General features: G+C 63.6%; 25 protein-coding genes. 12 read left to right on the forward strand and 13 right to left on the reverse strand.

Annotated features, from left to right (window positions below):
* Nucleotides 1-20 precede the first annotated feature (20 nt).
* Nucleotides 21-515 (reverse strand): hypothetical protein, encoded by a 495-nt coding sequence (locus tag KPL81_RS14975; RefSeq protein ID WP_219792855.1) that lies wholly within the window; start codon nt 513-515, stop codon nt 21-23.
* 717 nt (nt 516-1,232) lie between these two features.
* Here KPL81_RS14975 and KPL81_RS14980 point away from each other — a divergent pair.
* From KPL81_RS14980 to KPL81_RS15000, 5 genes are all read left to right on the forward strand, one after another.
* Nucleotides 1,233-1,691, forward strand: a complete 459-nt coding sequence (locus tag KPL81_RS14980; RefSeq protein ID WP_219792856.1) for an ATPase — start codon at nt 1,233-1,235, stop codon at nt 1,689-1,691.
* A 112-nt stretch (nt 1,692-1,803) separates the two neighbouring features.
* Complete coding sequence (locus tag KPL81_RS14985; protein ID WP_219792857.1) at nt 1,804-2,760, forward strand: HlyD family secretion protein; 957 nt, start codon at nt 1,804-1,806, stop codon at nt 2,758-2,760.
* Nucleotides 2,730-4,460 carry an ATP-binding cassette domain-containing protein gene (locus KPL81_RS14990; RefSeq protein WP_209477269.1) on the forward strand — a complete coding sequence of 577 codons (1,731 nt, stop codon included), beginning with the start codon at nt 2,730-2,732 and terminating at the stop codon, nt 4,458-4,460. The genes KPL81_RS14985 and KPL81_RS14990 overlap by 31 nt, the downstream gene beginning before the upstream one ends.
* A complete protein-coding gene (locus KPL81_RS14995) occupies nt 4,457-5,554 on the forward strand; it encodes an ABC transporter permease (RefSeq protein ID WP_219792858.1) in 1,098 nt (365 codons plus the stop codon). Before KPL81_RS14990 ends, KPL81_RS14995 begins: the two co-directional genes overlap by 4 nt.
* Nucleotides 5,554-6,651, forward strand: a complete 1,098-nt coding sequence (locus KPL81_RS15000; RefSeq protein WP_219792859.1) for an ABC transporter permease — start codon at nt 5,554-5,556, stop codon at nt 6,649-6,651. The genes KPL81_RS14995 and KPL81_RS15000 overlap by 1 nt, the downstream gene beginning before the upstream one ends.
* Nucleotides 6,652-6,919: 268 nt before the next feature.
* Here KPL81_RS15000 and KPL81_RS15005 read toward each other — a convergent pair whose 3' ends face one another.
* The 10 genes from KPL81_RS15005 to lgt form a co-directional block, all read right to left on the reverse strand.
* Nucleotides 6,920-7,288: a cation transporter gene (locus tag KPL81_RS15005; RefSeq protein ID WP_219792860.1), complete on the reverse strand. Its 369-nt coding sequence runs from the start codon at nt 7,286-7,288 to the stop codon at nt 6,920-6,922.
* Between the two features lie 74 nt (nt 7,289-7,362).
* Nucleotides 7,363-8,025: a methyltransferase family protein gene (locus KPL81_RS15010; RefSeq protein WP_219792861.1), complete on the reverse strand. Its 663-nt coding sequence runs from the start codon at nt 8,023-8,025 to the stop codon at nt 7,363-7,365.
* Nucleotides 8,022-8,246, reverse strand: a complete 225-nt coding sequence (locus KPL81_RS15015) for a DUF2933 domain-containing protein (protein ID WP_219792862.1) — start codon at nt 8,244-8,246, stop codon at nt 8,022-8,024. The genes KPL81_RS15010 and KPL81_RS15015 overlap by 4 nt, the downstream gene beginning before the upstream one ends.
* Nucleotides 8,247-8,893: 647 nt before the next feature.
* The gene (locus tag KPL81_RS15020) at nt 8,894-9,664 is read right to left on the reverse strand and encodes a copper resistance protein B (RefSeq protein WP_219792863.1); all 771 of its coding nucleotides are present in this window, start codon (nt 9,662-9,664) and stop codon (nt 8,894-8,896) included.
* Nucleotides 9,665-9,673: 9 nt separating this feature from the next.
* Nucleotides 9,674-11,509 (reverse strand): copper resistance system multicopper oxidase, encoded by a 1,836-nt coding sequence (locus tag KPL81_RS15025; protein WP_219792864.1) that lies wholly within the window; start codon nt 11,507-11,509, stop codon nt 9,674-9,676.
* Nucleotides 11,510-11,576: 67 nt separating this feature from the next.
* Nucleotides 11,577-12,911 carry an ATP-binding protein gene (locus tag KPL81_RS15030; protein WP_219792865.1) on the reverse strand — a complete coding sequence of 445 codons (1,335 nt, stop codon included), beginning with the start codon at nt 12,909-12,911 and terminating at the stop codon, nt 11,577-11,579.
* Nucleotides 12,892-13,557, reverse strand: a complete 666-nt coding sequence (locus KPL81_RS15035; RefSeq protein ID WP_219792866.1) for a response regulator transcription factor — start codon at nt 13,555-13,557, stop codon at nt 12,892-12,894. Before KPL81_RS15035 ends, KPL81_RS15030 begins: the two co-directional genes overlap by 20 nt.
* 6 nt (nt 13,558-13,563) lie before the next feature.
* A complete protein-coding gene (locus tag KPL81_RS15040; protein WP_219792867.1) occupies nt 13,564-14,058 on the reverse strand; it encodes a cupredoxin domain-containing protein in 495 nt (164 codons plus the stop codon).
* 79 nt (nt 14,059-14,137) lie between these two features.
* Nucleotides 14,138-15,217: a L,D-transpeptidase family protein gene (locus tag KPL81_RS15045; RefSeq protein WP_240549296.1), complete on the reverse strand. Its 1,080-nt coding sequence runs from the start codon at nt 15,215-15,217 to the stop codon at nt 14,138-14,140.
* 58 nt (nt 15,218-15,275) lie between these two features.
* Nucleotides 15,276-16,142 (reverse strand): prolipoprotein diacylglyceryl transferase, encoded by an 867-nt coding sequence (gene lgt, locus KPL81_RS15050; RefSeq protein ID WP_219792868.1) that lies wholly within the window; start codon nt 16,140-16,142, stop codon nt 15,276-15,278.
* Nucleotides 16,143-16,837: 695 nt separating this feature from the next.
* Between lgt and KPL81_RS15055 the strand changes: the two genes are divergently transcribed.
* From KPL81_RS15055 to KPL81_RS15085, 7 genes are all read left to right on the forward strand, one after another.
* On the forward strand, nt 16,838-17,236 hold the full coding sequence (locus tag KPL81_RS15055) for a hypothetical protein (RefSeq protein WP_219792869.1): 399 nt from the start codon (nt 16,838-16,840) through the stop codon (nt 17,234-17,236).
* Between the two features lie 157 nt (nt 17,237-17,393).
* A complete protein-coding gene (locus KPL81_RS15060; protein WP_240549297.1) occupies nt 17,394-18,221 on the forward strand; it encodes a Spy/CpxP family protein refolding chaperone in 828 nt (275 codons plus the stop codon).
* Nucleotides 18,222-18,295: 74 nt separating this feature from the next.
* Nucleotides 18,296-20,575, forward strand: coding sequence for a heavy metal translocating P-type ATPase (locus tag KPL81_RS15065; protein WP_219792870.1), 2,280 nt, complete (start codon nt 18,296-18,298; stop codon nt 20,573-20,575).
* A complete protein-coding gene (locus KPL81_RS15070) occupies nt 20,572-20,835 on the forward strand; it encodes a DUF2933 domain-containing protein (protein ID WP_219792871.1) in 264 nt (87 codons plus the stop codon). Before KPL81_RS15065 ends, KPL81_RS15070 begins: the two co-directional genes overlap by 4 nt.
* Before the next feature lie 78 nt (nt 20,836-20,913).
* Complete coding sequence (locus tag KPL81_RS15075; RefSeq protein ID WP_219792872.1) at nt 20,914-21,234, forward strand: hypothetical protein; 321 nt, start codon at nt 20,914-20,916, stop codon at nt 21,232-21,234.
* 72 nt (nt 21,235-21,306) lie between these two features.
* A complete protein-coding gene (locus tag KPL81_RS15080) occupies nt 21,307-21,459 on the forward strand; it encodes a hypothetical protein (RefSeq protein ID WP_219792873.1) in 153 nt (50 codons plus the stop codon).
* Entirely contained in the window at nt 21,456-21,899 is a 444-nt protein-coding gene (locus KPL81_RS15085; RefSeq protein ID WP_219792874.1) for a DUF411 domain-containing protein, read from the forward strand. The genes KPL81_RS15080 and KPL81_RS15085 overlap by 4 nt, the downstream gene beginning before the upstream one ends.
* A gap of 37 nt (nt 21,900-21,936) precedes the next feature.
* On the opposite strand, the gene KPL81_RS15090 is transcribed toward KPL81_RS15085, so the two are convergent.
* On the reverse strand, nt 21,937-22,290 hold the full coding sequence (locus KPL81_RS15090) for a DUF488 domain-containing protein (protein WP_219792875.1): 354 nt from the start codon (nt 22,288-22,290) through the stop codon (nt 21,937-21,939).
* Between the two features lie 277 nt (nt 22,291-22,567).
* On the reverse strand, nt 22,568-23,026 hold the full coding sequence (locus KPL81_RS15095) for a hypothetical protein (RefSeq protein ID WP_219792876.1): 459 nt from the start codon (nt 23,024-23,026) through the stop codon (nt 22,568-22,570).
* Nucleotides 23,027-23,073 lie beyond the last annotated feature (47 nt).

Below are 23,073 nucleotides of genomic sequence, written 5' to 3' on the forward strand. Positions count from 1 at the left end.
CAGTCATCCGGATCGCCCTACTAACCGGCACATTGTAGATAGCGCTCTCCAAGCATCTGTCGGCGTGCCAACCACAGGATCAGTGGCGGCAGGAGCAGCCATTGCAACAGAGGAGCCAACCCGGTCCCTAGTAGCGGCAGCGTGGGCATTCCCTCAGCATATTGCCAACGCTGCTGAAGCTCGGTGGCATACCACTCCAAACCTACCGTAATCGCGATACCCACAGCGACGAAGCCCAAAGTAGTCCGCGCATCGGGGCGAAGCAGCCAGTGTCGATGTCGGCGGATCCCCGCCACGACCCCAAAAGCCACCAAGGTAATGAGCATATCGCCCAGAGTCGCCCGGGTGCAGAAGAGAACAGCATCCCAATGCGCCATCTCCGACATGGTGACGTAGAACGGTACTTGCAGGAATTCCCAAGGATAGTTCAACAGAAACGCAAACAACGCCACATTGAACTCCGGGAGCGCCACTAGCCGGTTCGACTTGCCGCTGAGTTGTCGTTCTCCCACCATAACCAGGCTCCAGAACAGATAGGGGGCGGCACTTGATGACGACTTTTGCTAGTGTTCCACGCCGCTCGTAGCCAAGCAACAAGCGTCATACTTGTCGGTCGCACCCTCATTATTTGATATCGATCAAACGGCATATGCTCACAGTGAGCTATGTTGAATTTATCTCTCGGCGTCAGGTACCCATACGCCATGCACCCTAACCGCCTAATCTTGGAAGCACCCCGCACCCACACAAGGCGAGCAGGAACCCTGCTGATCGTATTATTGGCGGTATTGCTCGGCAACTCAGCACTTGCCGATGGCGACGGGCTCGGAGCGTTGGCCGCCGATCACGCGGTGATGGAAGCCGTCTCCATGGCTACCGAGGCGTGGCGCGGTGGAGAGCCGTCTTGCCACCATGGCCATGATAAACTCACCCTGTCTCAAGGAATGGCGCGTAACGATCGCCAACAAGTCGAAAACGGCAATGCAATCTCCGTCGCCACCGTAGAGACTTTCCCCCTCATTCTAGGGCTTGACCTCAACATACCGCGACATCCCCCAAGCCTGCCTAGTGTGGCCCTCTATCTTCTCACCCAGCGTATCCGCCTTTAATCAACCCGCAAGCGAAAGGCATGCCCGATATTGAGCGAGCCTGCCTGCCAACTCGCCTGCTTCGGATTCTGCCTGGCCTTTGGGCCAGATTTAGAAGCGCCTTCCATACAGAGAGAACGAATCATGTACGTTTCAACCTTCCAAGACGTGGTGGAGTGGACACGCGCACTGCACGAACACCTGGCCCGGTGCCTAAAGCACTGCTCGACGAAGCAGGATGAAGAACGTGCCAAGTGGCTGCTGACCTATCTGGCGGACCACGAGGCGGTACTGGAAAAGGTCGTCGCCGCCTTCGAGAAGCAGGCCGATCCGAAGGCGTTGAATACCTGGCTCTATGACTACATTTCCTACCAGCCCATTAAGCCGCACCAGTCGTGCAGTGCACCCTATGCGGAAATGAGCTTCGATGAGATCTGTCAGGAAGTTTTCGACTTACACAATCAAGTCATTGATTTCTATCGCTATCTCGAGGGGCGCGCCGAGATTCCCGAGACACGCGAGTTGATCGGTAAGTTGCTGCAGTTGGAGCAGCATGAAGCGATGCGCCTTTTTCACCAGACCAACCGCTCCAGAGATCTCTAAAAGGTGCCATGAACTTGTCATTCCGTCAGCGGGACTGGCCACCGGAGCGTTCTCCAGCCGACACCTCACCCGAGATGAAGGAGGATGAGGTGTAGAGACAATGGGAGCGGCAATGCGACACTCGCTGTGGACGATCGTAGCAGTCATGCTGCTGGCCGTTGGGGGGTATCTAGGCTTCCTGGCGCTGCGGCCGGCGGAGCTCCCGCCCGGCCTGCTCTACGGCAGCGGCCGTATCGAAGCCACCGAGATTCGCCTGGCCGCCGAGATCCCCGGACGCGTAGTGGTGAGCCATCTGGCCGAGGGTCGGGCCGTCACCAGGGACGATGTGCTGTTGCGCCTGGACGATCGCCTCCTTCGTCTGCAACAGGCCGAACTCGAGGCGCGCCGGGTCGCCGGGGAACAAACGGTGGTGCGGTTCGAGCGCCTGCTCGACACGGCGCGTCATCATCTCGGCAATGCCGAGACCGAGCTGGAACGCGCGCGAACCCTGCGTCGCACCGGCACGATCCCCGCGCAGCAACTGGAGCGCAGCGAGGATCGCCGGCGCGAGGCGGCCGGCGAAGTCGAGGTGCTGACGGTACAGCTTGCGGAGGCAGCCGCCAACCTGCAGGCGCTCGAGCAACAGCAGGCGCAGCTCGCGTTCCAGCTCGACAAGACCGTGCTGCGCAGCCCCATCGACGCCACCGTGCTGGTCAAGGCAGTGGAGGTTGGTGAGGTAGTGGTGCCCGGGCAGCCGCTGGGCATCCTGGTCGATCTGGACCGGCCCCGGCTGAAGCTCTACGTCGCCGAACAGGCGCTGGGACGGATCCGCCTCCGCGCCCCGGCCCGGATACGGGTCAACGCCTTCCCGGACCGCCACTTCGAGGCCGAGGTCAGCGCGGTCGACGACCGCGCCCAGTTCACCCCCCGCGATGTCCATCTTCCCGACGAGCGGGCGCGCACCGTCTTCGGGGTGACCCTGCGGCTCGCCAACCCCGACGGCACTCTCAAGCCGGGCATGCCGGCAGATGCCTGGATCCGCTGGCAGGACGAGGCGCCGTGGCCCGACACCCTGGTCGTGCCACCATGACCGCGGCGATCCGCACGACCGGGCTGGGGCGACGCTTCGCCAGTCGGCAGGTGCTCACGGGGGTCGAGCTGGACGTCCGGCAGGGCGAAATCTTCGGGCTGCTGGGCCCGGACGGCGCCGGCAAGACCACGCTCATGCAACTGCTGGCGGCGATCCTGGATCCCAGCGAGGGGCAAGCGGAGGTACTCGGCTTCGACACGGTGCGCCAGGCGGCCGAGGTGAATGCCCGGGTTGGCTACATGTCACAGGAGTTCACGCTCTACGACCGGCTCAGCGTCCTCGAGAACCTGCAGTTCGCCGCCCGTATCCGCGACGTCGCCCCCGACGGTTTCCGTCGTCGCAGCCGGGAGCTGCTCGCCATGGCCGGGCTGCAGGACGTTCTCGACCGCCCGGCCGGCAAGCTCTCCGGCGGCATGCGCAAGAAGCTGTCGCTGTGCGCCAACCTGATCCATGCCCCGCCCCTGCTGCTACTCGACGAGCTCAGCCTCGGCGTCGACCCGGTATCGCGCCGCGATCTGTGGCGACTGCTGCGGCGCTACCGGGACGATGGCAGTACCGTCGTCGTGAGCACCCCCTACATGGACGAAGCGGAATACTGCGATCGACTCGCCTTTCTCGACCAGGGCTGGGTGCTGGCGGTGGACAGCCCGGCGCAGTTGCGTGCCCGGGTCCAGGGGCGGATCTACGACGTGCGGACCGCCATGAGCGCCGCCGTGCAGGCCATCCTGCGCGACGTCCCCGAGGTGCTGAACCTGCAGTGGTTGGCGGACAGGTTGCGCATCCAGCTGCATGCCGGTGCCGACCTGCCGCCGGCCATCCTGGCGCGGCTACGCGGGCTCGCCACCCTGGCTTCCGCCGCGCCGGGGCTGGAAGAGGCCTTCATCGCACTGAGCACAGCACAGGCGCCGGCTGCGCCGCCGCCGGTGACACCGGCCGTCACGGAGACGCAGGGTGGCGAGGTACGAGCGGAGCGGCTCAGCGTGCGGTTCGGCGACTTCACCGCCGTCGACCGGGTCTCGGTCAGTGTGTCGCCGGGCGAGGTGATCGGCTGGCTGGGCCCCAACGGCGCCGGCAAGACCACCCTGATCCGGGTCTTCTGCGGTCTGCTGATGCCCAGCGACGGCGAGGCCTTCGTCGCCGGCCTCTCGGTGACCGCCCAGGCACAGGCCCTGCGCGGCCGCATCGGCTACATGTCGCAGCGCTTCTCGCTCTACCCGGATCTCACCGTGGCCGAGAACCTGCGCTTCTTCGCCGGGGCCTACGGCCTTGGCGGCATGCGCCGACGCCAGGCGATCGAATGGGCCAGCGGCATGACGGCCCTGACCGGGATGGAGACGCGCCGCGTCAGCGAGCTGTCGGCGGCGGTACGCCAGCGCCTGGCGCTGGCCTGCAGCATCCTGCACGGCCCGGCGGTGCTGTTTCTGGACGAGCCCACCTCCGGCGTCGATCCGCTCAACCGCCAGCGCTTCTGGCAGCTGATCCAGACCCTGGCCAGCGGCGGCATGACGGTGTTCGTTACCACCCACTATCTGGAAGAGGCGAGCTATTGCCACCGCCTGGGGTTGATGCACCAGGGGCGTCTGGTCGCCCTTGGCACCCTCGAGCAGCTGCGTCAGGCGCTGCGGCTGCCGGCCGACGCCGGCATGGAAGCGGTCTTCCTCGGCCATCTCGAGCGCACGCAGCGGGAGCTGGCGTCATGAACCCCAAGCGCATCGCCGCCGTGGCGACCAAGGAGGCGAAAGAGGTGCTGCGCGACCCGATCACCGTCGGCGTCGCGCTGATCATGCCGCTGGTCATGCTGCTGCTGTTCGGCTATGCGATCACGCTCGATGTCGACGATATCCCGATGGGGGTACTGGATCAGGACCGTACGCCCACCAGCCGACAGCTCAGCGAGGCGTTCACGGCGAGCGAGACCTTCCGGTTGGAGCGCGAATTGAGTGACCCGCAGGCAATGGAACGTGCCCTGCAGCACGGCGAGATCCGCTTGGCGCTGGTGATTCCCCCGGGCTTCGAACGCGCCCTCGCCCGCCACGAGCCGAGCCCGGTCCAACTGCTGGTGGACGGCATCTATTCAGCCACGGCGACGCTGGTCGGCGGTCATGCACTGGCCATCACCGGCAGCTTTGGCCATGCAGCGCCATCGTCGGCCCTGCACCTGGAAACCCGCGTCTGGTACAACCCCTCGCTCAGCAGCGTGCACACCGTGGTGCCCGGCCTCTATGCGGTGATCCTGATGGCCTTCCCGCCTCTGCTCACCGCGCTCGCCCTGGTGCGGGAGAAGGAGTCCGGCACCATTGCGCAGATCTATGCCTCGCCTCTCTCCTCCGTCGAGTTTCTCGCCGGCAAGCTGATGCCCTACGCGATCATCGCCTTCGTGCAGATGGCGATGGTGATCGGCGTCGGCTTTCTCTGGTTCGGCGTGCCGTTCCGGGGCAGCGTCGCGTTCCTGCTGGCGATATCGCTGCTATACGTGCTCTGTACCCTGGGGATCGGCCTGCTGGTGTCGGCCGTGACCCATACCCAACTGGTCGCCCTGCTGGCCGTGCTGATCGTGACCCTGATGCCCTCCTTGCTGTTCTCGGGCATGCTGTTTCCGATCTTCACCATGCCCTATGTGGTACAGCTCTACACCCTGGCCTTTCCGGGACGCTATTTCGTCGACATCTCCCGTGGCGTGGTACTCAAGGGGGTCGGACTCGAGGTCCTGTGGCCGAGCATCGCCATTGTCGCCGTCTACACACTGCTGGTCTTCGCCTTGGCGGTCTGGCGGCTGAAGAAGAAGGTGGCCTGATGCGACTGCGCAGCCTGTTGCACAAGGAGCTGATCCAGTTCTTCCGCGATCCCGTGGTGCTGTTCCTGATCTTCTGGCTTTACACCATCGAAGTGGTGATCTGCGCCTACGCCCTGGGCATGGAGATGCGCGACCTGCCGCTGGCAGTGGTCGATGCCGACGGGAGCCCGGCCAGCCGCCGCCTGGTCGATGACTTCATCGCAGGCGGCAACTTCCGCCTGGCGGCGCACCTGCGTGATGTTGCGGCGGCCAAACCGTACCTGGAGCGGGGCAAAGCACAGGCGGTACTGATCATCCCCGTCGATTTCGAGCGCGAACTCTACCGCGGCGGTGGTCAGGCTCTGCAGTTCCTGGTCGATGGCAGCAACGCCAATACGGCGGCCGTTGCCCGGGGATATGCGCTGCAGACGGTAGAGGCCTTCCGGATGCGCCAGGGCACACTCGACGAGCGACCGCGCGCGACGGTAACCGCGCAGCTGCGCACCTGGTACAACCCGGACCAGACCAACGTCAACTTCACGGTGCTGGCGATGATCGCCCTGGCGGGGTTGATGACCGGTGTCGTCCATCCCGCCGCCTCCATCGTTCGCGAGAAGGAGGTTGGCACCATCGAGCAGCTCATGGTCACCCCCATTCGCCGTGGCGAACTGTTCATCGCCAAGACCGTGCCCACCCTGCTGATCGGCCTGGTCGCCGTACTCCCCAGCCTGGCGCTGGTCGGCTGGTTCGGCGTGCCGGTCAGAGGCAGCCTGCCGCTGTTCCTCGCCCTGACCGCGCTGTTTCTGTTCAGCGCCATCGCGCTCGGCGTCCTGGTGGCGGCCGTCTCCCGGACCCTGCAGCAGGCGCTGCTGCTCGCCTTCTTCGGGCTGTTCCCGCTGATGTTCCTGTCCGGCACCGTGGTCCCGGTGGAGAACATGCCGCCACTGCTTCAGCGGCTGTCGCTGGCCAGCCCCCTGCGCCACTATCTGGAGATCACCCTGGGTATCTTCCTCAAGGGTGTGGGCATGGAAATCCTGTGGCCGCATGCACTCGCTCTCGTGGCGATAGGCATGCCATTGTACCTGGGTGCCTGGCTGATTTTTCGGCGCCTGTCATGACGCCCCCACCAGTCACTTCAAGCGCTGCAAGCCCTACGACGCAGCGGCAACAAACCGAGGTCTGGGTGTGGCTGCGGTTCTCGCTGTACCGTTGGCATTCTCGCTGTTGCTGATGGCGTGGTTTGGCTCATCTACCAACACAGAGCGTTCAAGAGAAGGGCCCTGCACGGATTGTCGCTTGTCGCTTCCGTTCTGTTCGTGCTGATTGCCGTCGCCGCCTTTCTCTCCCTCATCGGCTACGGGATCCGCCGGGGGCAACTCTGCCTTGCTATTTTTTCTTCCCACTGCCGGGCGGGGATTGATGGCAGCTCCAGGGCTCATGATTGGCATTATCCTTCACATTCTGGTCGACGAAGCGGTAATGCTCTTCCTTGAAGCGCGTCCACCAGTCATGGCTGATCTCGACAGCATGTTTCATTAGGATATCCTCGACGCAATCGAGGCAAACTCTCGATGCGTCATAGGCCAAATCAAGCCTCCACTTTTTCTCGTCAAAAGATACGCCGTCTAGCCCATAGAGCTGATCGATGTCGGCGACAGCCGCTCGGATCGCCACCTCATCGTTGGGTTCCAGCTTAAGGTGACGGGTCACCAGGTTGATCTCGGATACCCCTAGGCGATGATCTTTATTACTCATGACAAATTCACCTCTTCTGCTTAGTTTTCTTCGCACTCAGACTTGACCGGTCTGTCGTGATGGTAAGTGTGCAATCACTCTCTTCGTAAATGGGTAGTGAGTTTGGGAGACAGCCGGGGAATGAACCTTGGAGTGCGCTCCATATAAGCTCGATATACCTCACCAAATTCCATCAGCGCCATGAGTTCTTCACGACGAGCGAGACGCACATAGACCACGACCAGTATCGGAAACATGACGACAGTCACTAATGTGGGCCACTGCAATAGGAAGCCGAGCATGATCAGGATAAAAGCGGCATATTGAGGATGGCGACAGCGCGCATACCAGCCGGTCATGGCGAGTTCGCCACGCTGCTGGGCTTGATGAAGCACACGCCAGGCAGACGCCAGAATGAGGAATCCCGCCACGATGATGAGATTACTGGCGATATGTAGGAGGTTAAAATGGGGATCTCCCTCTACACTCAGCAGTGTTTGCAGCAAGTGACCGCTTTCATGGGAGAAGGGATCGAGATCAGGGAAGCGCCTGGCCAGCCAGCCGGCCAGGAAGTAGATGGTTAGTGGAAAGCCGTACATTTCCACAAACAGTGCTACCACGAAGGCCGAGAAGGCGCCCAGGCTTCGCCAGTCCGCCTCGCTGCGGGGCTTGATGAAGCTGAAAGCGAAGAAGACGAAGACCACCGAGTTCAGGATGACTAGTATCCACAGCCCATAAGCGCTTTCTCCGGCATTCATGTCTCGTCCCCTCCCTTGCCGTGCCGGCCATGCCCTCCATGCATGAATAGGTGCATCATCGGACAGGCCAGCAGGATGAGAAACGGCAGAAACTGCACGAAGTGGACCCTGTGCTCGGCCCATAGCAGATACACCACGAAGGCGAGAAAGAGTCCCAGCGGCAGCCAGAAGCGTTTGGGTGGCTTACCGCCACAATCGGCAGAGTGTTTGTCTTGTTCCATGGTTCACCTCGCATGGTGAAGTACAGCCAACTCAATGGACCGCGCGTGTATTGGCAACGTTGAGAACAAGTGTCTTCAGATACGCAGCCGAGCGGTGGCGAGATAAACGGGGGGAGTAGAGTGCGATGGGAGGCCGGCCAGAATCGGCCCGCCCCCTACCGGAACCAGAAGGAGTGAGATGGCAAATAGGCCGTAGACAAGACCCACGGAAGTAGGCAGGTTGCGAAGGTCATCTACCGGCAACTTGCCGAGATTGGTCGTGATACCGGGCGAGTGATCGTCGCAGCTCTCCGGATGCTGAGACGGAGACTCATCTGCCTCGGCAAGAATTGCCTGACTTATCGCCTCGCCCACTTGCACCTGGGGCGAGCAGGTATAAGCCACTGCCACCGACCATGCCAACAGCCAGAGTAGTAGAATCCCCGGCAAGCGGGTAAACAGCGATCTGCGCAATCCGTACAGGTTCATCAGGATGTGCCTTGGCCAGTGTGGCCCAGCGACACGCCGAAAACGGCGTGTCGATAGACCCAGTATGGCGATGGAGCATGCGGACTGCGTTGTTGCAGATCAAGCACCGGCGTGTTCTGAACAAGTCCGAGTCACGCTGACACGGCTCGGGTGCAGCAGGGACTACTGCACCGGCCATCTCAGAAAAGCAGCCGAACGCCAGCGACGAGGCCGGTGTCTTCGGTCGGCTCGCCATGGGCACGTGCCATGTCGGCGGTCTCGCCGTAGCTTTTCTCCCAATAGGCGCCGACATAGGGGGCAAGCTTGCGGGTGATTTCGTAGCGAAGCCGCAGGCCGGCATTCAACGTATTCACGCCGCTACCCATATGAAACTCCTCCACTGCGCTGCCTGCTGCCACCAGCTCCGCACGGGGCTGCAGGTACCAGCGCTGGGTAAGACGCACGTCGTGCTCGGCTTCCACCTGAACCCAGGCGTCACCGTCTTCGCTGACATTGAGGTCGAGACTGGTCTCGATCCGATAGGGCGCCGTTCCCTGCAGGCCAATGACCCCATAGAAACGCTCGGGATGGTCGTTCGTACCGACGTTGCCCTGGTAACCGATGCCACCCTGGAGCTCCCAGAAATCCGCGATCAGGTGGCTGTAGCGCAGGTCGAGGGCCTCGAACTCGGCCCCCGCGCCGTCACCCTGGACATTTTCACCTTCGCTCTTGAGATAGAAGCGACTGATATCGCCGCCGTACCAGGCCTCGAAATCCCACACCAGGGCTTCGTCTTCCTTGTCGGGAAAGACGTATTCGAGCCGATCGAAGACCGCCGTCCCGACATGATGCTTCGCCATCGGAGAGGGCCAGTCGTGCGGAGCGTCGTAGCCTTCCTTGGCATGAGCCCCGACGGTTGCCAGCAGGGCAAGGGTGACGCCGGCGACAGGCAGTGTCTTTCTGGTTTTCATGCGAACTCCTTACGAGACCCTGACGACCCGGAACATACCGGCGTCCATGTGGTAAAGCAGATGGCAATGGAAGGCCCAGCTGCCCTCGGCGTCGGCGGTAATCAGTGCCGAGACCCGCTCACCCGGCTTGACGTTGATGGTGTGCTTGCGAGGTATGAGCTCCCCCGCCCCGTTTTCCAGTTCCATCCACATGCCGTGCAAATGGATGGGGTGCTCCATCATGGTGTCGTTGACCAGAATCAGACGCAGCCGCTCGTCCTTGCGGAATTGTATGGGGCCGTCGATCTGGCTGAATGTCTTGCCGTCGAACGACCACATGTAGCGCTCCATGTTGCCGGTCAGGTGGATCTCCATCTCGCGCTCTGGCTCACGGCGGTCCGGCCAGGGGCGGAACGCCTTGAGGTCGCGATACACCAGGATGCGTCGCTCCTCCGGGTCGATACCGATCCCTGCCTGGTCATACTGCGAGCCGGGCTGGGCAGCCCCCGCCAGCAGCAAGCCGCCCTCGGAGGTGCCAGGCGACGTGCCGTGCTGCATGCCGGAATGGTCCATGCCCGTCATGTTCGAATGGTCCATGCCCGCCATGTTCGAGTGGTCCATGCCCGCCATGTTCGAATGGTCCATGCCCGCCATGTTCGAATGGTCCATACCCGCCATGTTCGAGTGGTCCATGCCTGCCATGTCGCCGTGATCCATGCCATGCGCGCCCATCGCCTCCATACCCCGGTCGGCGATCCTGCGCCGTTCGGGAATACCGGCCTCCATCCCCAGGCGCGGCGCCAGGGTCGCGCGGGCGAAGCCGCTGCGGTCCATGGATTCGGCAAACAGCGTATACGCTGTGTCCGCCTCGGGAGTGACGATGACATCGTAGGTCTCGGCGACGGCGATGCGGAACTCATCGACAGGCACCGGCTGCACGGGCTGGCCGTCGGCAGCCACCACCGTCATCTTCAGCCCCGGGATGCGCACGTCGAAGTAGGTCATCGCCGAGCCGTTGATGAACCTCAGCCGCAGCCGCTCGCCCGGCTTGAACAGTGCCGTCCAGTTCTGCTCCGGCGCCTGGCCGTTGACCAGGTAGGTGTAGGTGCTGCCGGTGACATCGGCGATGTCGCGCGAGCTCATGCGCATGCGTGCCCACATCGCGCGCGTGCGGGCCGTCTCGCGAAAGCCGTTCTCGCGCACCTCGGCGAGGAAGTCCGCGATGGTCCGTTCCTGCAGGTTGTAGTAGCCCTCGGCGGTCTTCAGGTTGCGAAAGACCGAGCCCGGCTCCTCATAGGTCCAGTCGGTCAGCAGCACCACATGCTCACGGTCGAAGCGGAACGGCTCGCGCTCGGCGGCGTCGATGATGATCGGCCCCGCGTGGCCCAACTGCTCCTGCAGGCCGGAGTGGCTGTGGTACCAGTAGGTACCGTTCTGCACCACGGGGAAGCGATAAGTGAAGGTCTCCCCAGGGGCGATGCCGGCGAAGCTGATCCCCGGTGCCCCGTCGACCGCAGGAGGCAGGATCAGACCATGCCAGTGGATGGAAGTCGGCTCGTCCAGCAGGTTGGTGACGCGCAGCGTCGCATCCTGTCCCTCCCGCAGCCGGATCAAAGGGCCGGGACTCGTCCCATTGATGGTGATCGGGCGCGCGTTGCGCCCGTTGATCGCCAGCGTTTCTCGACGAATGGCAAGGGCGATGTCGTTGCCTTCCACTGCCCCCTGGGGGTAAGCATTGCTCTGCCCCCAAGGGTCGGCCCAGGCCGGTGCCAGCCCCATGGCCGCCGCGCCAAAGCCCAGGGCGGCCCCGCCCTTGAGCAATTGTCGTCGGGAAAGGGAGAGATCGGTGATGTTCTTGGTTGCCATGCATGGCTCCTGTCAGGGGAACTCCAGGCGCCATGATGCGGTGAATAGCTGAAAGCAGGCTGAACGGTTAGCCCGCTTCGTTCAGCGGAAGCATGACCTCGACTCGTAGCCCTCCCTCGGGAGAAGGCTCGAAATTCACCTGGCTGGCATAGCGTTCGATAATTTGCCGCAGGATGGCAAGGCCCAGCCCGTGGCCGGGCTTGCCCTCGTCGAGCCGAGTGCCACGCCGCCCCAGTCGGCCCAAATCACTTGATTCGACACCGGAACCGTCGTCCTCGACCAGGATAGACAGCAAGGCGTTTGAGTCTCGCCTCACTCGGCAACGGACCTCGTGGCTGGCCCACTTGGCGGCGTTGTCCAGAAGAATGCCCAACATCTCGATGAAATCCTGACGTTCTACGTTGACGTTGGTGGGTACCGAGGCCTCGATTTCGAGCTGGAAATGCCGATGAGGGTAGAGGTTCATGAACATCTCGACGAGTTGCTCGGCTTCAAGCCGGATATTCGCATGCTGCCCTGCATTGGGGCCGGCAATGCGCGAGCGCTTCAGCTCGGTGTCGAGCTGCGCATGCATGTCTTCCAACCGCTGATGCATCTTCTCCCTGCGCTCCGAGTCGATGGGACGGGAGCCGCGTAGCGTCTGCATGACCGCGGTCAGCGGCGTCTTGAGTGCATGAGAAAGATTGGCCAGGGATTCTCGCGAACGCTGGAGCCGTCGTGCGTGTTCATCCATGAGACGATTGAGTTGCTCCACCAGGCCATCGAGTTCGGAAGGCGTGTCGAGATGCAGCCTGTCACGCGCCCCGGCACGCAGTTCGTCGAGCTGACTACGCAGCCTCGAGAGCGGGCGCAGCGCACGATTGACCGCCATCATGTTGAGGCCGATGAGCAGGACCAGCAGCAGACCGGCAATGCCACCCACCCACCAGTGAAGCGCTTCCAGTCCATCCTCGACCTGGCCGAAGTCCTCGCCGATCAGCAGCACGCCCGAGCGGCCGTCGAATTCGAAGCGCGCACGGTACAGCAGCAGATGGCGCCCTCCCCAGGCCACCACGTCCAGGGTGTCGTCCTCGCCTTCGAGAAAAGGCACGAGCGCTTCGAGCCAGCGTGGGTGCGAGGTGCTGATCTCGCCGTCCAGCTCCAGCACGTAGAGGTGATGGAAGACCTGGAAGGCAGGGCTCTCCGCGCGCCACAGCGGCGTCGAGAGCTGTCCTTGGCGAAACTGGAGCAGCGTATGCTCCGCCTCCTGGCGCAGCCGCTCGCCGAGAAAGCTCCGCGCCAGATCGTGCAGCAGAATGCCGTGCATCAGCCAGGTCAAGCCCACCACGATGAAGGCCACGCCCCCGAGCCAGGTCAGCAGGCGGAAGCGCAGGCTGCGCCGGTCAACGCGACGCAAGGACATAGCCCTGGCCACGCCGAGTCTGGATGGCGTTCTTGCCCAACCGACGCCGAAGCTTGGCGATGTAGACCTCCACCAGATTCGGAGCGGGAGCATCCTGCTCCAGGGAGTAGAGCTGATCGAGCAGTTGCGCCTTGGACAAGACGCGGCCGGGATGGTGCATCAGGTAGCGAAGTAGACGGAACTCCGTTGCGGTGAGGCTCTGCCAAGCATCGCCATCGACACTGACCTGCCGTGTGTTCTCGTCGAGCTGTATGCCGTTGACGCTGAGGATGGGGCTCAGGCGACCGGTCTGCCGCCTCAAGAGCGCATGCAATCGGGCCAACAGTTCGGCTTCATGAAAAGGCTTGGTCAGGTAATCATCGGCCCCGCGACGCAGGCCATCGACCTTGTCTTCCCAGGTGTCCCGCGCCGTGAGGGCGAGAATCGGCAGGCGGCGCCCTTCACCACGCCAGCGCGCGATCAGGTCGAGCCCGGAGCCGTCCGGCAGGCCCAGGTCGAGAATCGCCAGGGCGTAGTCCTCGGTCGCCATCAACGACTCGGCGGCGCGAACCGACGCCGCCGAGTCGACACGGTAGCCGTTGTCTTCCAGAGTTTCCGACAAGCTCTCCGCCAGCAGGTCGTCATCTTCAAGAAGTAACAGCTTCATGCACTGTCATCCCTCGAGGTCGATCTGCCCCACCATGCCGGCTTCGTAGTGCCCGGGGATGTTGCAGGCATACTCCAGCTGACTGGCCCCCTCGGGCGCCGTCCAGACGAGCGTGGCGGTCTCGCCGGGAGCGATGGTCACGGCAGGCATGTTGCCGCCGTGCTCGCCCTCGGCCATGTCGTGGCCGCCATGATCGCCATGCCCGTGACCGTGGCTACCCATTTCCTGCATCATGCGACGGTGCTCCTCCTGAGCCGCCCGGTCGCCAATGACGAACTCGTGCGCGAGGGCCCCGCTGTTATGGATCTCGAACTTCACCGTTTCGCCCGGTGCGATAGTCAATGCTTCGGGACCGAATATCATCTCTTCCGCCTCGACCTGGATGACGCGATCCACCTTCGCCTCGTTGGCCGGTTGCGTACCGTTGGCCTGATGACCGGGAGCTGCCAGGGCGTTGGCCGACCAGAGGGTGACCAGGGCTGCAAAAAGCGACTTGTACATGGTTATGTCTCGATTCGCCTAAGGGAAGCACAATGCTAACGCATCACTCTGAATGCAAGCTGAAACGAAGGATGTCTGGCTAGACCGCCAGCTCCTCCCATAGCAGGCTCTCCTGTTCCTCGGACTTCTCCTCGGGTTCGGGTTCGGGCGCCGGTGTGAGCGCGACGACCTTGCCGCTGGGGTTCTCGAGCAGTTCGCGCAGCAGCTCGTAGTTCAACGGCGTGCCGGCCTCGTCGTCGCTGCCTTCGAGCATGGCCAGGGTCTCCATGAACGCGGCCATGCCGGCTTCCTGTTCCTCCAGCGGCTCGTAGACCTGAACATAGGGCATGTTCCCGTCCCAGCCGGCCTTGATCGGCTGATTGATCAGATTAACCTGGGTACCGACGGGGACGCGGTCGAAGATCGACGCGACATCCTCGGGGAACATGCGGATGCAGCCACGGCTGGCGCGCATACCGATGCCATCGGGCTTGTTGGTGCCGTGGATCAGGTAACCGTCAATATCGAGCATGATGGCGTGGCGCCCCAGCGGGTTGTCGGGCCCCGGCGGCACCACGGCAGGTGCCTCCTCGCCACGCTCGGCGGCTTCCTGGCGCACCGACTGGGGCGGATACCAGGCCGGATCCTTGAGATTCATGGTGGTCTTGGTCTTGCCCAGCGGAGTGTCGAAGCCCTCGCGCCCGATGCCGATCGGGTAGGTCTCCACCCGCGGCGTCTCGCCCTCGCCTGTCGGCGGATAGTAGTACAGCCGCAGCTCGGCGACGTTGATCACGATCCCCTCGCGCTCCACCGGCGGCAGGATGAAGCGCCCCGGGATCACCACCTCGGTGCCCTCGCCCGGCATCCAGACGCTGACGTCGGGATTGGCGCGGCGTATTTCCTGGTAGCCCACGTTGTGTTCGCGGGCGATATCGAGCAGCGTCTCCTCGGCTTTCGCCTCGACGATGTAGTCCTCGCCGACCACATCACCTTGCTCGGGAAGGGGATAGTGCCCTTTTGGCCACTCGGCCTCGGTCTGTTCGTCCTCGGCTGCCTCCTCCCCTTCAGCCCAGGCCGTGCCGGCCAATAGTGCAGTGGCCAGCAGGCCGGCGAACAGCAGCATTCCTGTCAGGCGCCGTAAAGGTCGGCAGTTCTCTCGAACCGTGCCGTCATCTCTCATAGCGATTGCCTCTTGCCTTTCCGCCCTGGAGCGGAGCTTGTCAACGATGGTTCCCATACTACCGCTCCTCATATGATTCGACAGCCTGGGGCCCTGCTCCATTTTTGGCGCCGTGCGTGCTTTCCCCATGTTGTGCTGGCACCCTGGCGGCCTCGATTCCCTGCCGCCGCGACCACAGCACGAGCGCCATGCCAGCCGCCATCATCGGCAACGTCAGCAGCATGCCCATGGTCACCCAACCGAAGGCGATGAAACCGATGTGCTCATCGGGCAGGCGCACGAACTCCACCGCGAAGCGGAAGATGCCGTAGAGCAGCAGGAACAAGCCCGAGACCAGGCCGCGTCGCCGTGGTCGGCTCGAGATCCACCACAGCACGGCGAACAGCACCACGCCCTCGAGAGCAAACTCGTAGAGTGCCGAAGGATGGCGCGGTTCCGGTCCCATGTGGGGAAACGGCATGGCCCAGGGCAGGTCGCTGACGCGCCCCGGCAGTTCGTGATTGATGAAGTTGCCGATACGCCCGGCCCCAAGGCCGATCGGCACCATGGGGGCGATGAAGTCCGTCAGTTGGAAGAAGGCGAGTCGCTTCCTGCGGGCGTACAGTAGCGCTGCCGACAGCACCCCGATCAGCCCACCGTGGAAACTCATTCCTCCCTCCCAGATGCTGAACAGCCACAGCGGGTTGGCCAGGAAGCGCTCCATGCCGTAGAACAGCACGTAGCCCAGCCGCCCGCCGGCCACAACGCCGATGGCGGCATAGAACAGCAGGTCGCCAATGTCGTCATGAGTCAGCCCCAGACGATACGCTCGGCGGCGCCCCAGCCACCAGGCGCTGACGAAGCCCACCACGTACATCAGGCCATACCAGTGAACTTGCATGGGCCCGATGGAGATGGCCACGGGGTCGATGTCGGGATAGTTCATAAAAGAATCCTCGTCGCCTAGTGCGTCAAGGTCGGATGTCGACCTGGTCGCACCTTTGCGTATTCGGCCAAGGATACCCGTAATACTCCGGGATCCTCGCAGCGTGACTGCGCCATCGCTTATGCAAGCGAGGGTAAAACCAGGGGCTTTCGATCACACGCGAGGAGGGCGTTCCGGGCGGTCGCGGGGAGTATGAAGGGGCGCTTCATCGATGGCCCAACGGGGCTCGAGCGAGCGTGGTCCAGTGGGATAGAGGGTCAGCGCGCTGTTGCAGACAGGGCAAGGAGCGGTACAGGCAATCTTCTCTTCCGAATGCGCCTGGCTAGCGTCGTTTTCGGGATGCGAGGCTTGGTCGAGCATCGAGTAGGCTTCCCCCCGACAATCGTCGTTTGCGCTCCAGGTACCCGAAGCAACCTGCGGTAGCGCCAATGCGATACCGAGCAGGAGGCAGAACAACCAGGAGACGGAACGGGAAAGCATGTGGAGTCGGGCAGCCAGCAGGAGGATTGGCGTCTAGTCTTCCATGGTCGCTACGCAGCCGCAAGACTGTCCTTGGACTCCCATGAAGAATGCTAGAAAACAACGACCTGTAGCGCCGAATGGACCGACGAGGGGCGCTTTGGTTGATGCAGGTCAATGTCAGCCCAGCGGGAACGGCTATTCTGAACTTGCCCATCACGTCGGAGCGACATGCCATGCATCAGCAGGCAGCCTTGGTCTCACATCGCTCGTTCACCCGCTCCGGGTGGCGTGGAGGCTGGCTTGCCGTTCCCTTGGCATTGATGCTGATGTTGGTGTCAGCCTTTTCGGCCCATGCACACCCCACCTCATCTTCCCCTACCCACACGGCCATCGAGAGTATCACCGCGAGCCTGCAGGTGCCTGCCCCCCACTGTGAGCATGGTCACGGCTGGGAGCATACCAGTGCGGCGATGCTGCGTGCAGAGCGGCAGGACGTCAGCAACGTTGCGGTGTCCCTGCCCACCTTCGCGATGGCGTCTCCCCGGGTCGAGAACACCATCGGTTCCGCCGGTGGAGCCCCAACCCTTGCCTCTATTCCCATCTTCCTGCTTACCCAACGACTGCGCCCCTGACGCAGCCAGATGCGTTTTTGCTAATCAAGCAGTTCGGGCATATCTCCGTTTACGAGTGTCGCTTGGCAGGCATGTTTGGAGGTAGACATGCCGCATGGAAGTCCCTTTTCCGAAGCGGAAATTGAGCCAGGGCTCTTGCGCCCTGAAGGAGTCGGTTATGAAAGTCAGCAACTTCGTTTACACCCTCGGATTCGTTCTGGCGGCTGGAGCCTCAGGCAACGTCCTGGCCCAAGGGAACATGAATGCCCCCTCCGGCCCGGCAGGCGACATGGGCCCCGGCATGATGGGCGACGGCATGGGCCCCGGCATGATGGGCGACGGCACGGGCCCCGGCATGATGGGCGGCGGCATGGGCCCCGGCATGATGAGCGGCGGCATGGGCCCCGGCATGATGGGCGGCGGCATGGGCCCCGGCATGATGAGCGGCGGCATGGGCCCCGGCATGATGGGCGGCGGCATGGGCCCCGGCATGATGAGAGGCGGCATGGGCCCCGGCATGATGGGCGGCGGCATGGGCCCCGGCATGATGAGCGGCGGCATGGGCCCCGGCATGATGGGCGGCGGCATGGGCCCCGGCATGATGGGCGGTGGCATGGGCGGCATGATGGGCGGTGGCATGGGCGGCATGATGCCCTGCCCCATGATGAGCGGTGGTGGCAAGAACATGCTGTCCATGCTCGACCAGGAGCAGCGCAGCGAATATCGCGAGCTGATGCAGGAGCATCGCCCCGCCCAATTCGAGCGCATGGGACAACTGATGAACCTGCGCGATGACTTGATGACCGCCCTGCACACCGAGCGCCCCGATCCCGAGGAGGTCCAGACCCTGCATGGCCAGATGGCGGAACTTCATGGCGAGATGATGGCCGAGATGGTGCGCATGCGTAACGCCATGCATGACCTGATGACCGAAGAGCAGCGCGAGAAGTTGCAGCAAGCCACCCCCGAGGCCATCGATCCGGAAGACCACGACGCCCATCATTGACTGCCAGTCATTTTTCCTCTCGCAGCGGGCGGCCTTCGGAAGCCGCCCCTACCATCCGCGACAGAGGGCCTGCGATGAGCACCACTGCGAAGTCCAAGATCACCCTGACCGTGCCCGGCATGGGCAGTGATCACTGCGCCGGCATCGTGCGCACGACCCTCCAGCGCCTGAACGGCGTGGAGACGATCGAGACCAATATCGCCAGCCATCGGGTCAGCGTCGATGTCGCAGCGAACGGCCCCGACGGTGACGCCTTGAAGCGGGCCGTGGAGGGTGCCGGCTACGACGTCGCCGCGGTGAGCAGGCAGGCCGAGGAAGATGGCGAGGCCGTTGCCGCCATCGAGGAAGGCTACCTCCGCCAGGCGCGAAAGCGGCTGTGGATCGCCGGCGTGCCCACCACGCTGATCATGCTCCTGATGATGCCGCACATGTTCTGGCAGCCGATCCCCGGCTACCTGGCCATCGTCGCCCTGCTCGCCTTCCCGGTCGTCTTTCTCCATGGCGGTGCGGCCACCCATCGCTCGAGCTGGCGCTCGCTGAAGAACGGCACTTTCAACATGGACGTGCTGATCTCCATGGGCAGCCTGCCGCCCTACCTGATCGGCCTGGTCGGCTTCGTCTACCCGATGACCTCGTTCATCGAGATGGCGGCGACCATCATGACCTTCCACCTGCTGGGGCGCTATCTCGAGGCGCTGGCCAAGGGACGCGCCTCGCAGGCCATCCGCCGCCTGCTGACCCTCGGCGCCAAGACGGCCCGGGTGGAGCGGGACGGAGAAGAAGTGGAGGTGCCGGTGAAGGAGCTCGAACCTGGCGACATCATGATCGTTCGCCCGGGCGACAAGATTCCCACCGATGGCGAGGTGATCGATGGCGAGAGCCATCTCGACGAGTCCATCGCCACCGGCGAGTCGATACCGGTCTACAAGGGCCCCGGCGACAGCGTGATCGGCGCCACCATCAACAAGGAGGGGCGGCTGCGAGTAAGGGCCACCCGGGTCGGTGGCGACACCTTCCTCTCCCAGGTGGTGCGCCTGATCGATCAGGCTCAGGGCTCGCGGGTACCCATCCAGGAGTTCGCCGACCGCATGACCGGGCGCTTCGTGCCGGCAGTGCTGCTGATCTCGCTGGCGAGCCTGGCCGCCTGGCTGTTGTTCCCCGATGTCCTGCGCCCGATCCTCGACTGGGGCGCCGGCTTCCTGCCCTGGGTCAACCCGGACGCCGACACACCGGTGCTGGCGCTCATCGCCGCCATCGCCGTACTGGTTATCGCCTGCCCCTGTGCCCTGGGGCTGGCCACGCCGACGGCGCTGATGGTGGGCTCCGGCATCGGCGCCGAGCGCGGCATCCTGATCCGTTCCGGCGAGGCGATCCAGACCTTCAAGGACATCAAGGTCATGGTGCTCGACAAGACCGGAACCATCACCCGGGGCGAGCCGAAGCTGACCGAGGTGGTCGCCGCCGAGGGGGTCGAGGAAGCGCAACTGCTGGTGCTGGCGGCCAGCGTGGAGAATGCCTCGGAGCATCCCATCGCCCGCGCCATCGTCGACGGGTCAGTCGCGCGCGGTATCAAACCCGGCGAAGTCACCGAGTTCCGTTCCACCGGCGCCCGCGGTGTCTCCGGCAGGGTCGATGGCAAGCAGGTGCTGATCGGCAACCGCCGGCTGCTCGAGGAGCAGGGCATCGAGGGACTGGAGGCGCTGGACGAGGCGATGCGCCGGCTCGAAGCCAAGGGGCGCACCGCCGTCATCGTCGCCGCCGATGGCCGGGCCACGGGCATCGTGGCGGTGGCCGACACCCTCAAGGAGGAGTCGATCGAGGCCATTCGCGGCATGCATGCGCTAGGCCTGCACGTGGTGATGATCACCGGCGACAACGAGCGCGCCGCCAGGGCCGTGGCCGACGAGGTCGGCATCGACGAGGTCCAGGCCGGCGTGCTGCCGGAGGGCAAGGTCGAGGCCATCCGTGCCCTGCAGAGGAAGCACGGCAACCATGTGGCCATGGTGGGCGACGGCATCAACGACGCCGCGGCGCTCAAGCAGGCCAATGTCGGCATCGCCATCGGCGCGGGGGCCGACGTAGCCATCGAGGCCGCCGACGTGACGCTGGTACGCGGCGAGCTCAGCGGTGTGGTAGAGGCCATGCATCTTTCACGCGCCACCTTCGGCAAGATCGTGCAGAACCTGCTCTGGGCCAGCGGCTACAACGTGGCAGCCATCCCCATGGCCGCCGCCGGCCTGCTCCACCCCATGATCGGCGTGATCGCCATGACCGCCAGCTCGCTGTCGGTGATCGGCAATTCGCTGCTGCTCAAGCGCCGTTACGCGCGCATCCACAAGGGAGACACGCCATGAACCGTCTTCGCTCCACTCCTCCCCTGCAGGAGGATCACGACCACGATGGGCCACGCTCGGCGGAAGGGCCGCGGGGCACTCGCTCGCGGGGGCTCCACGCCTGGATGATGCCGCTTTGCCTGGTGCTGATGGGGAGCGCCTTCCTGCTGCTCCTGTGGCGCGGCGAGACCGCCGGCGGCGCCTGGCTGTTGCTGCCGATGCTGCTGTGCCTGGGCATGCACCTGCTGATGCATCGCCACGGCCACCACCGGGACGAATGATCCGGCACCTTGCGCTGGATCATTGAAGGAGGCCACAGGATCGGTTTCAATGAGCAGGCACCATTGCGAGGACTATCCATGACGGATGTCGCCAGGCCGACCCACATCAGACGCACTCCGGGAGCACGCTTCCTGGCGCTTCTGCTCGCCCTGCTGCTGGCGCTGAGCAGCCTGTCGACTCACGCGGCCATGGAGTCGCATCAAGCCGACTGCGGCGTCGCCTCATCCGTGCAGCAGCTCGACGACGACACCGCGGACGACACACGCTGCTCGGCCTGCACCATGGTGCCCCACCTCGGCAGCCTGAGTGCCGTCGAGCCCCCCTTCCCGGCCATCGCCCCGGCCTTGGCCATGGCCGACCACCGAATGCCGCCACCGCGGCGGCCTCCGCGAGCCTGAGAACGTAAACGGGCGCCCTCCAGGCGCAGCCCGCGCACTACCAAACGTAAAGCGTTCTCAAGGAGACTCGCCATGACAACCGACTGCCTGGCCCTGATGGGCCATATGAGCTGGCTGGGTTGGCTAATGCCACTGGCCGTACTCACTCTGCTGGGCCTCGGCATTGCCGCCCTGCTCAAGTATCTCTTTACCTCGACCAAGCACTCTACCGGAGCACGCTCATGAACCGTCGCGCCACTTCCCTGCTGCTCACCGCCAGCCTGCTGATCGGTACCGCCTCGGCCGTTCACGCCGCCCTGCCCGAGGAGGCCACCCTGTACAAGAACCCGCAGTGCGGCTGCTGCGACGAGTATGCGCGCCAGCTCGAGGAGCGCGGGGTCACGGTCACCATCGTCGACGATGAAGACATGGGCAAGATCAAGCAGGAGGCCGGCCTGCCCTACGGCCTGGGCTCCTGCCACACCATCCTGATGGGAGACTACGCCATCGAAGGACATGTGCCTTTCGAGGCCTTAGAGCGTTTGTTCCAGGAGCTTCCGGAGATCGACGGCATCGGCCTTGCCGGCATGCCCATCGGCACCCCCGGCATGCCCGGGCCAAAGCGGGATGACTGGCACGTCTACCAGTTCACCGATCAGGAACCCTCACTGTTCATGACGCTGTGATCGGCTCACCCGCACCGGCAAAACCGGTGCGGGTGTCTCATTGCCGAAGCATTCGTAGATACTGCTTGAGCACCACAGCGTTGTTGTACCGCTCGTCCTTCGAGCTGAACACCAGGGTTATGTTGCCCTTCCGTGCACGCTCCGCCAGCTCGCGCAGAGTGTCACGCTGCGACTTGAGTTCCGCCAGGTAGCGGCGGCGAAACTCTCCCCAGCCAAGCTTGCCATCGTGATATGCCTTGCGCAGCTCATCGCTTGGCGCCGCCTCCTTCGGCCAGGCATCGATCCTGGCATCTTCCTTCGAGACACCCCGGGGCCAGAGGCGATCGACAAGCACACGATAGCCATCACGGGAGGAAGGCGCTTCATAGGCTCGTTTGAGCGTGATGCTCATCGTGGCACTCCCTTTACCATTGGGCATGGTGAATCGATATGAGAAGCGTAGCGAAGCCAGTCGAGGCATCCAGCTAGCCGGCGGCGGTAGCCACTGCGCCACCGGCTTACAAGTCATGTAGTCAATTTCCTACAAAACAGAAGGAAAATGGATGACATTCTCACCGCTGAAATAGCGCTACCTTGAACGTACTCACGCCGGTTCTTGCACAGCAGTCGTGAGTCCCTTGCTTCTGCCCGCCTTCCGGCGGGCTTCTTTTTTGTCCACTTGTGTTCGCTCAATGGAGCGTCGCCAACACACGCTGTACTTTCTCGTCGTGGCTGAGCCCTTCGGTTTCATCCGTCAGGACGAAATCGCCGCGCAACGCCTTGAGCGCATAGCGTTCCTGATCGATCTCGGTCGAGGTGCGCACCCCCTGCTTGCGAAACAGCACGATGGGCGGGCACCACCCCTGCAGGGCATGCTGCAGAAGAAAGCCCGAGATGGCCGCCGGAAACAACAGCCAGCGCTTATCGACAAAGGCTCCCATCGCTACTCCCGCCAGCCCCAGCGTGGCGGCATTGGCCTCGAGGGTACGTTCGATGTCCCACTCGGCATCTAGCTCACGTAGCCGGCTGCCTATCTCGTGAGGATGCTCGGCGAAATAATAGATGCTGTCTTCCATGCGGAGCCGAATGCGCTCATTCGCTTCTGCTGCGGTATTCTGCTCCACGCGTGAAGTAGTAGTTGGCAACATGCTAATTCCTCCTTTTACGTGTGCCTCGAATCCTTTCCTGTCCTTGC

It is taken from the genome of Billgrantia antri (genome assembly GCF_019430905.1).
Lineage (GTDB): Bacteria > Pseudomonadota > Gammaproteobacteria > Pseudomonadales > Halomonadaceae > Halomonas > Halomonas antri.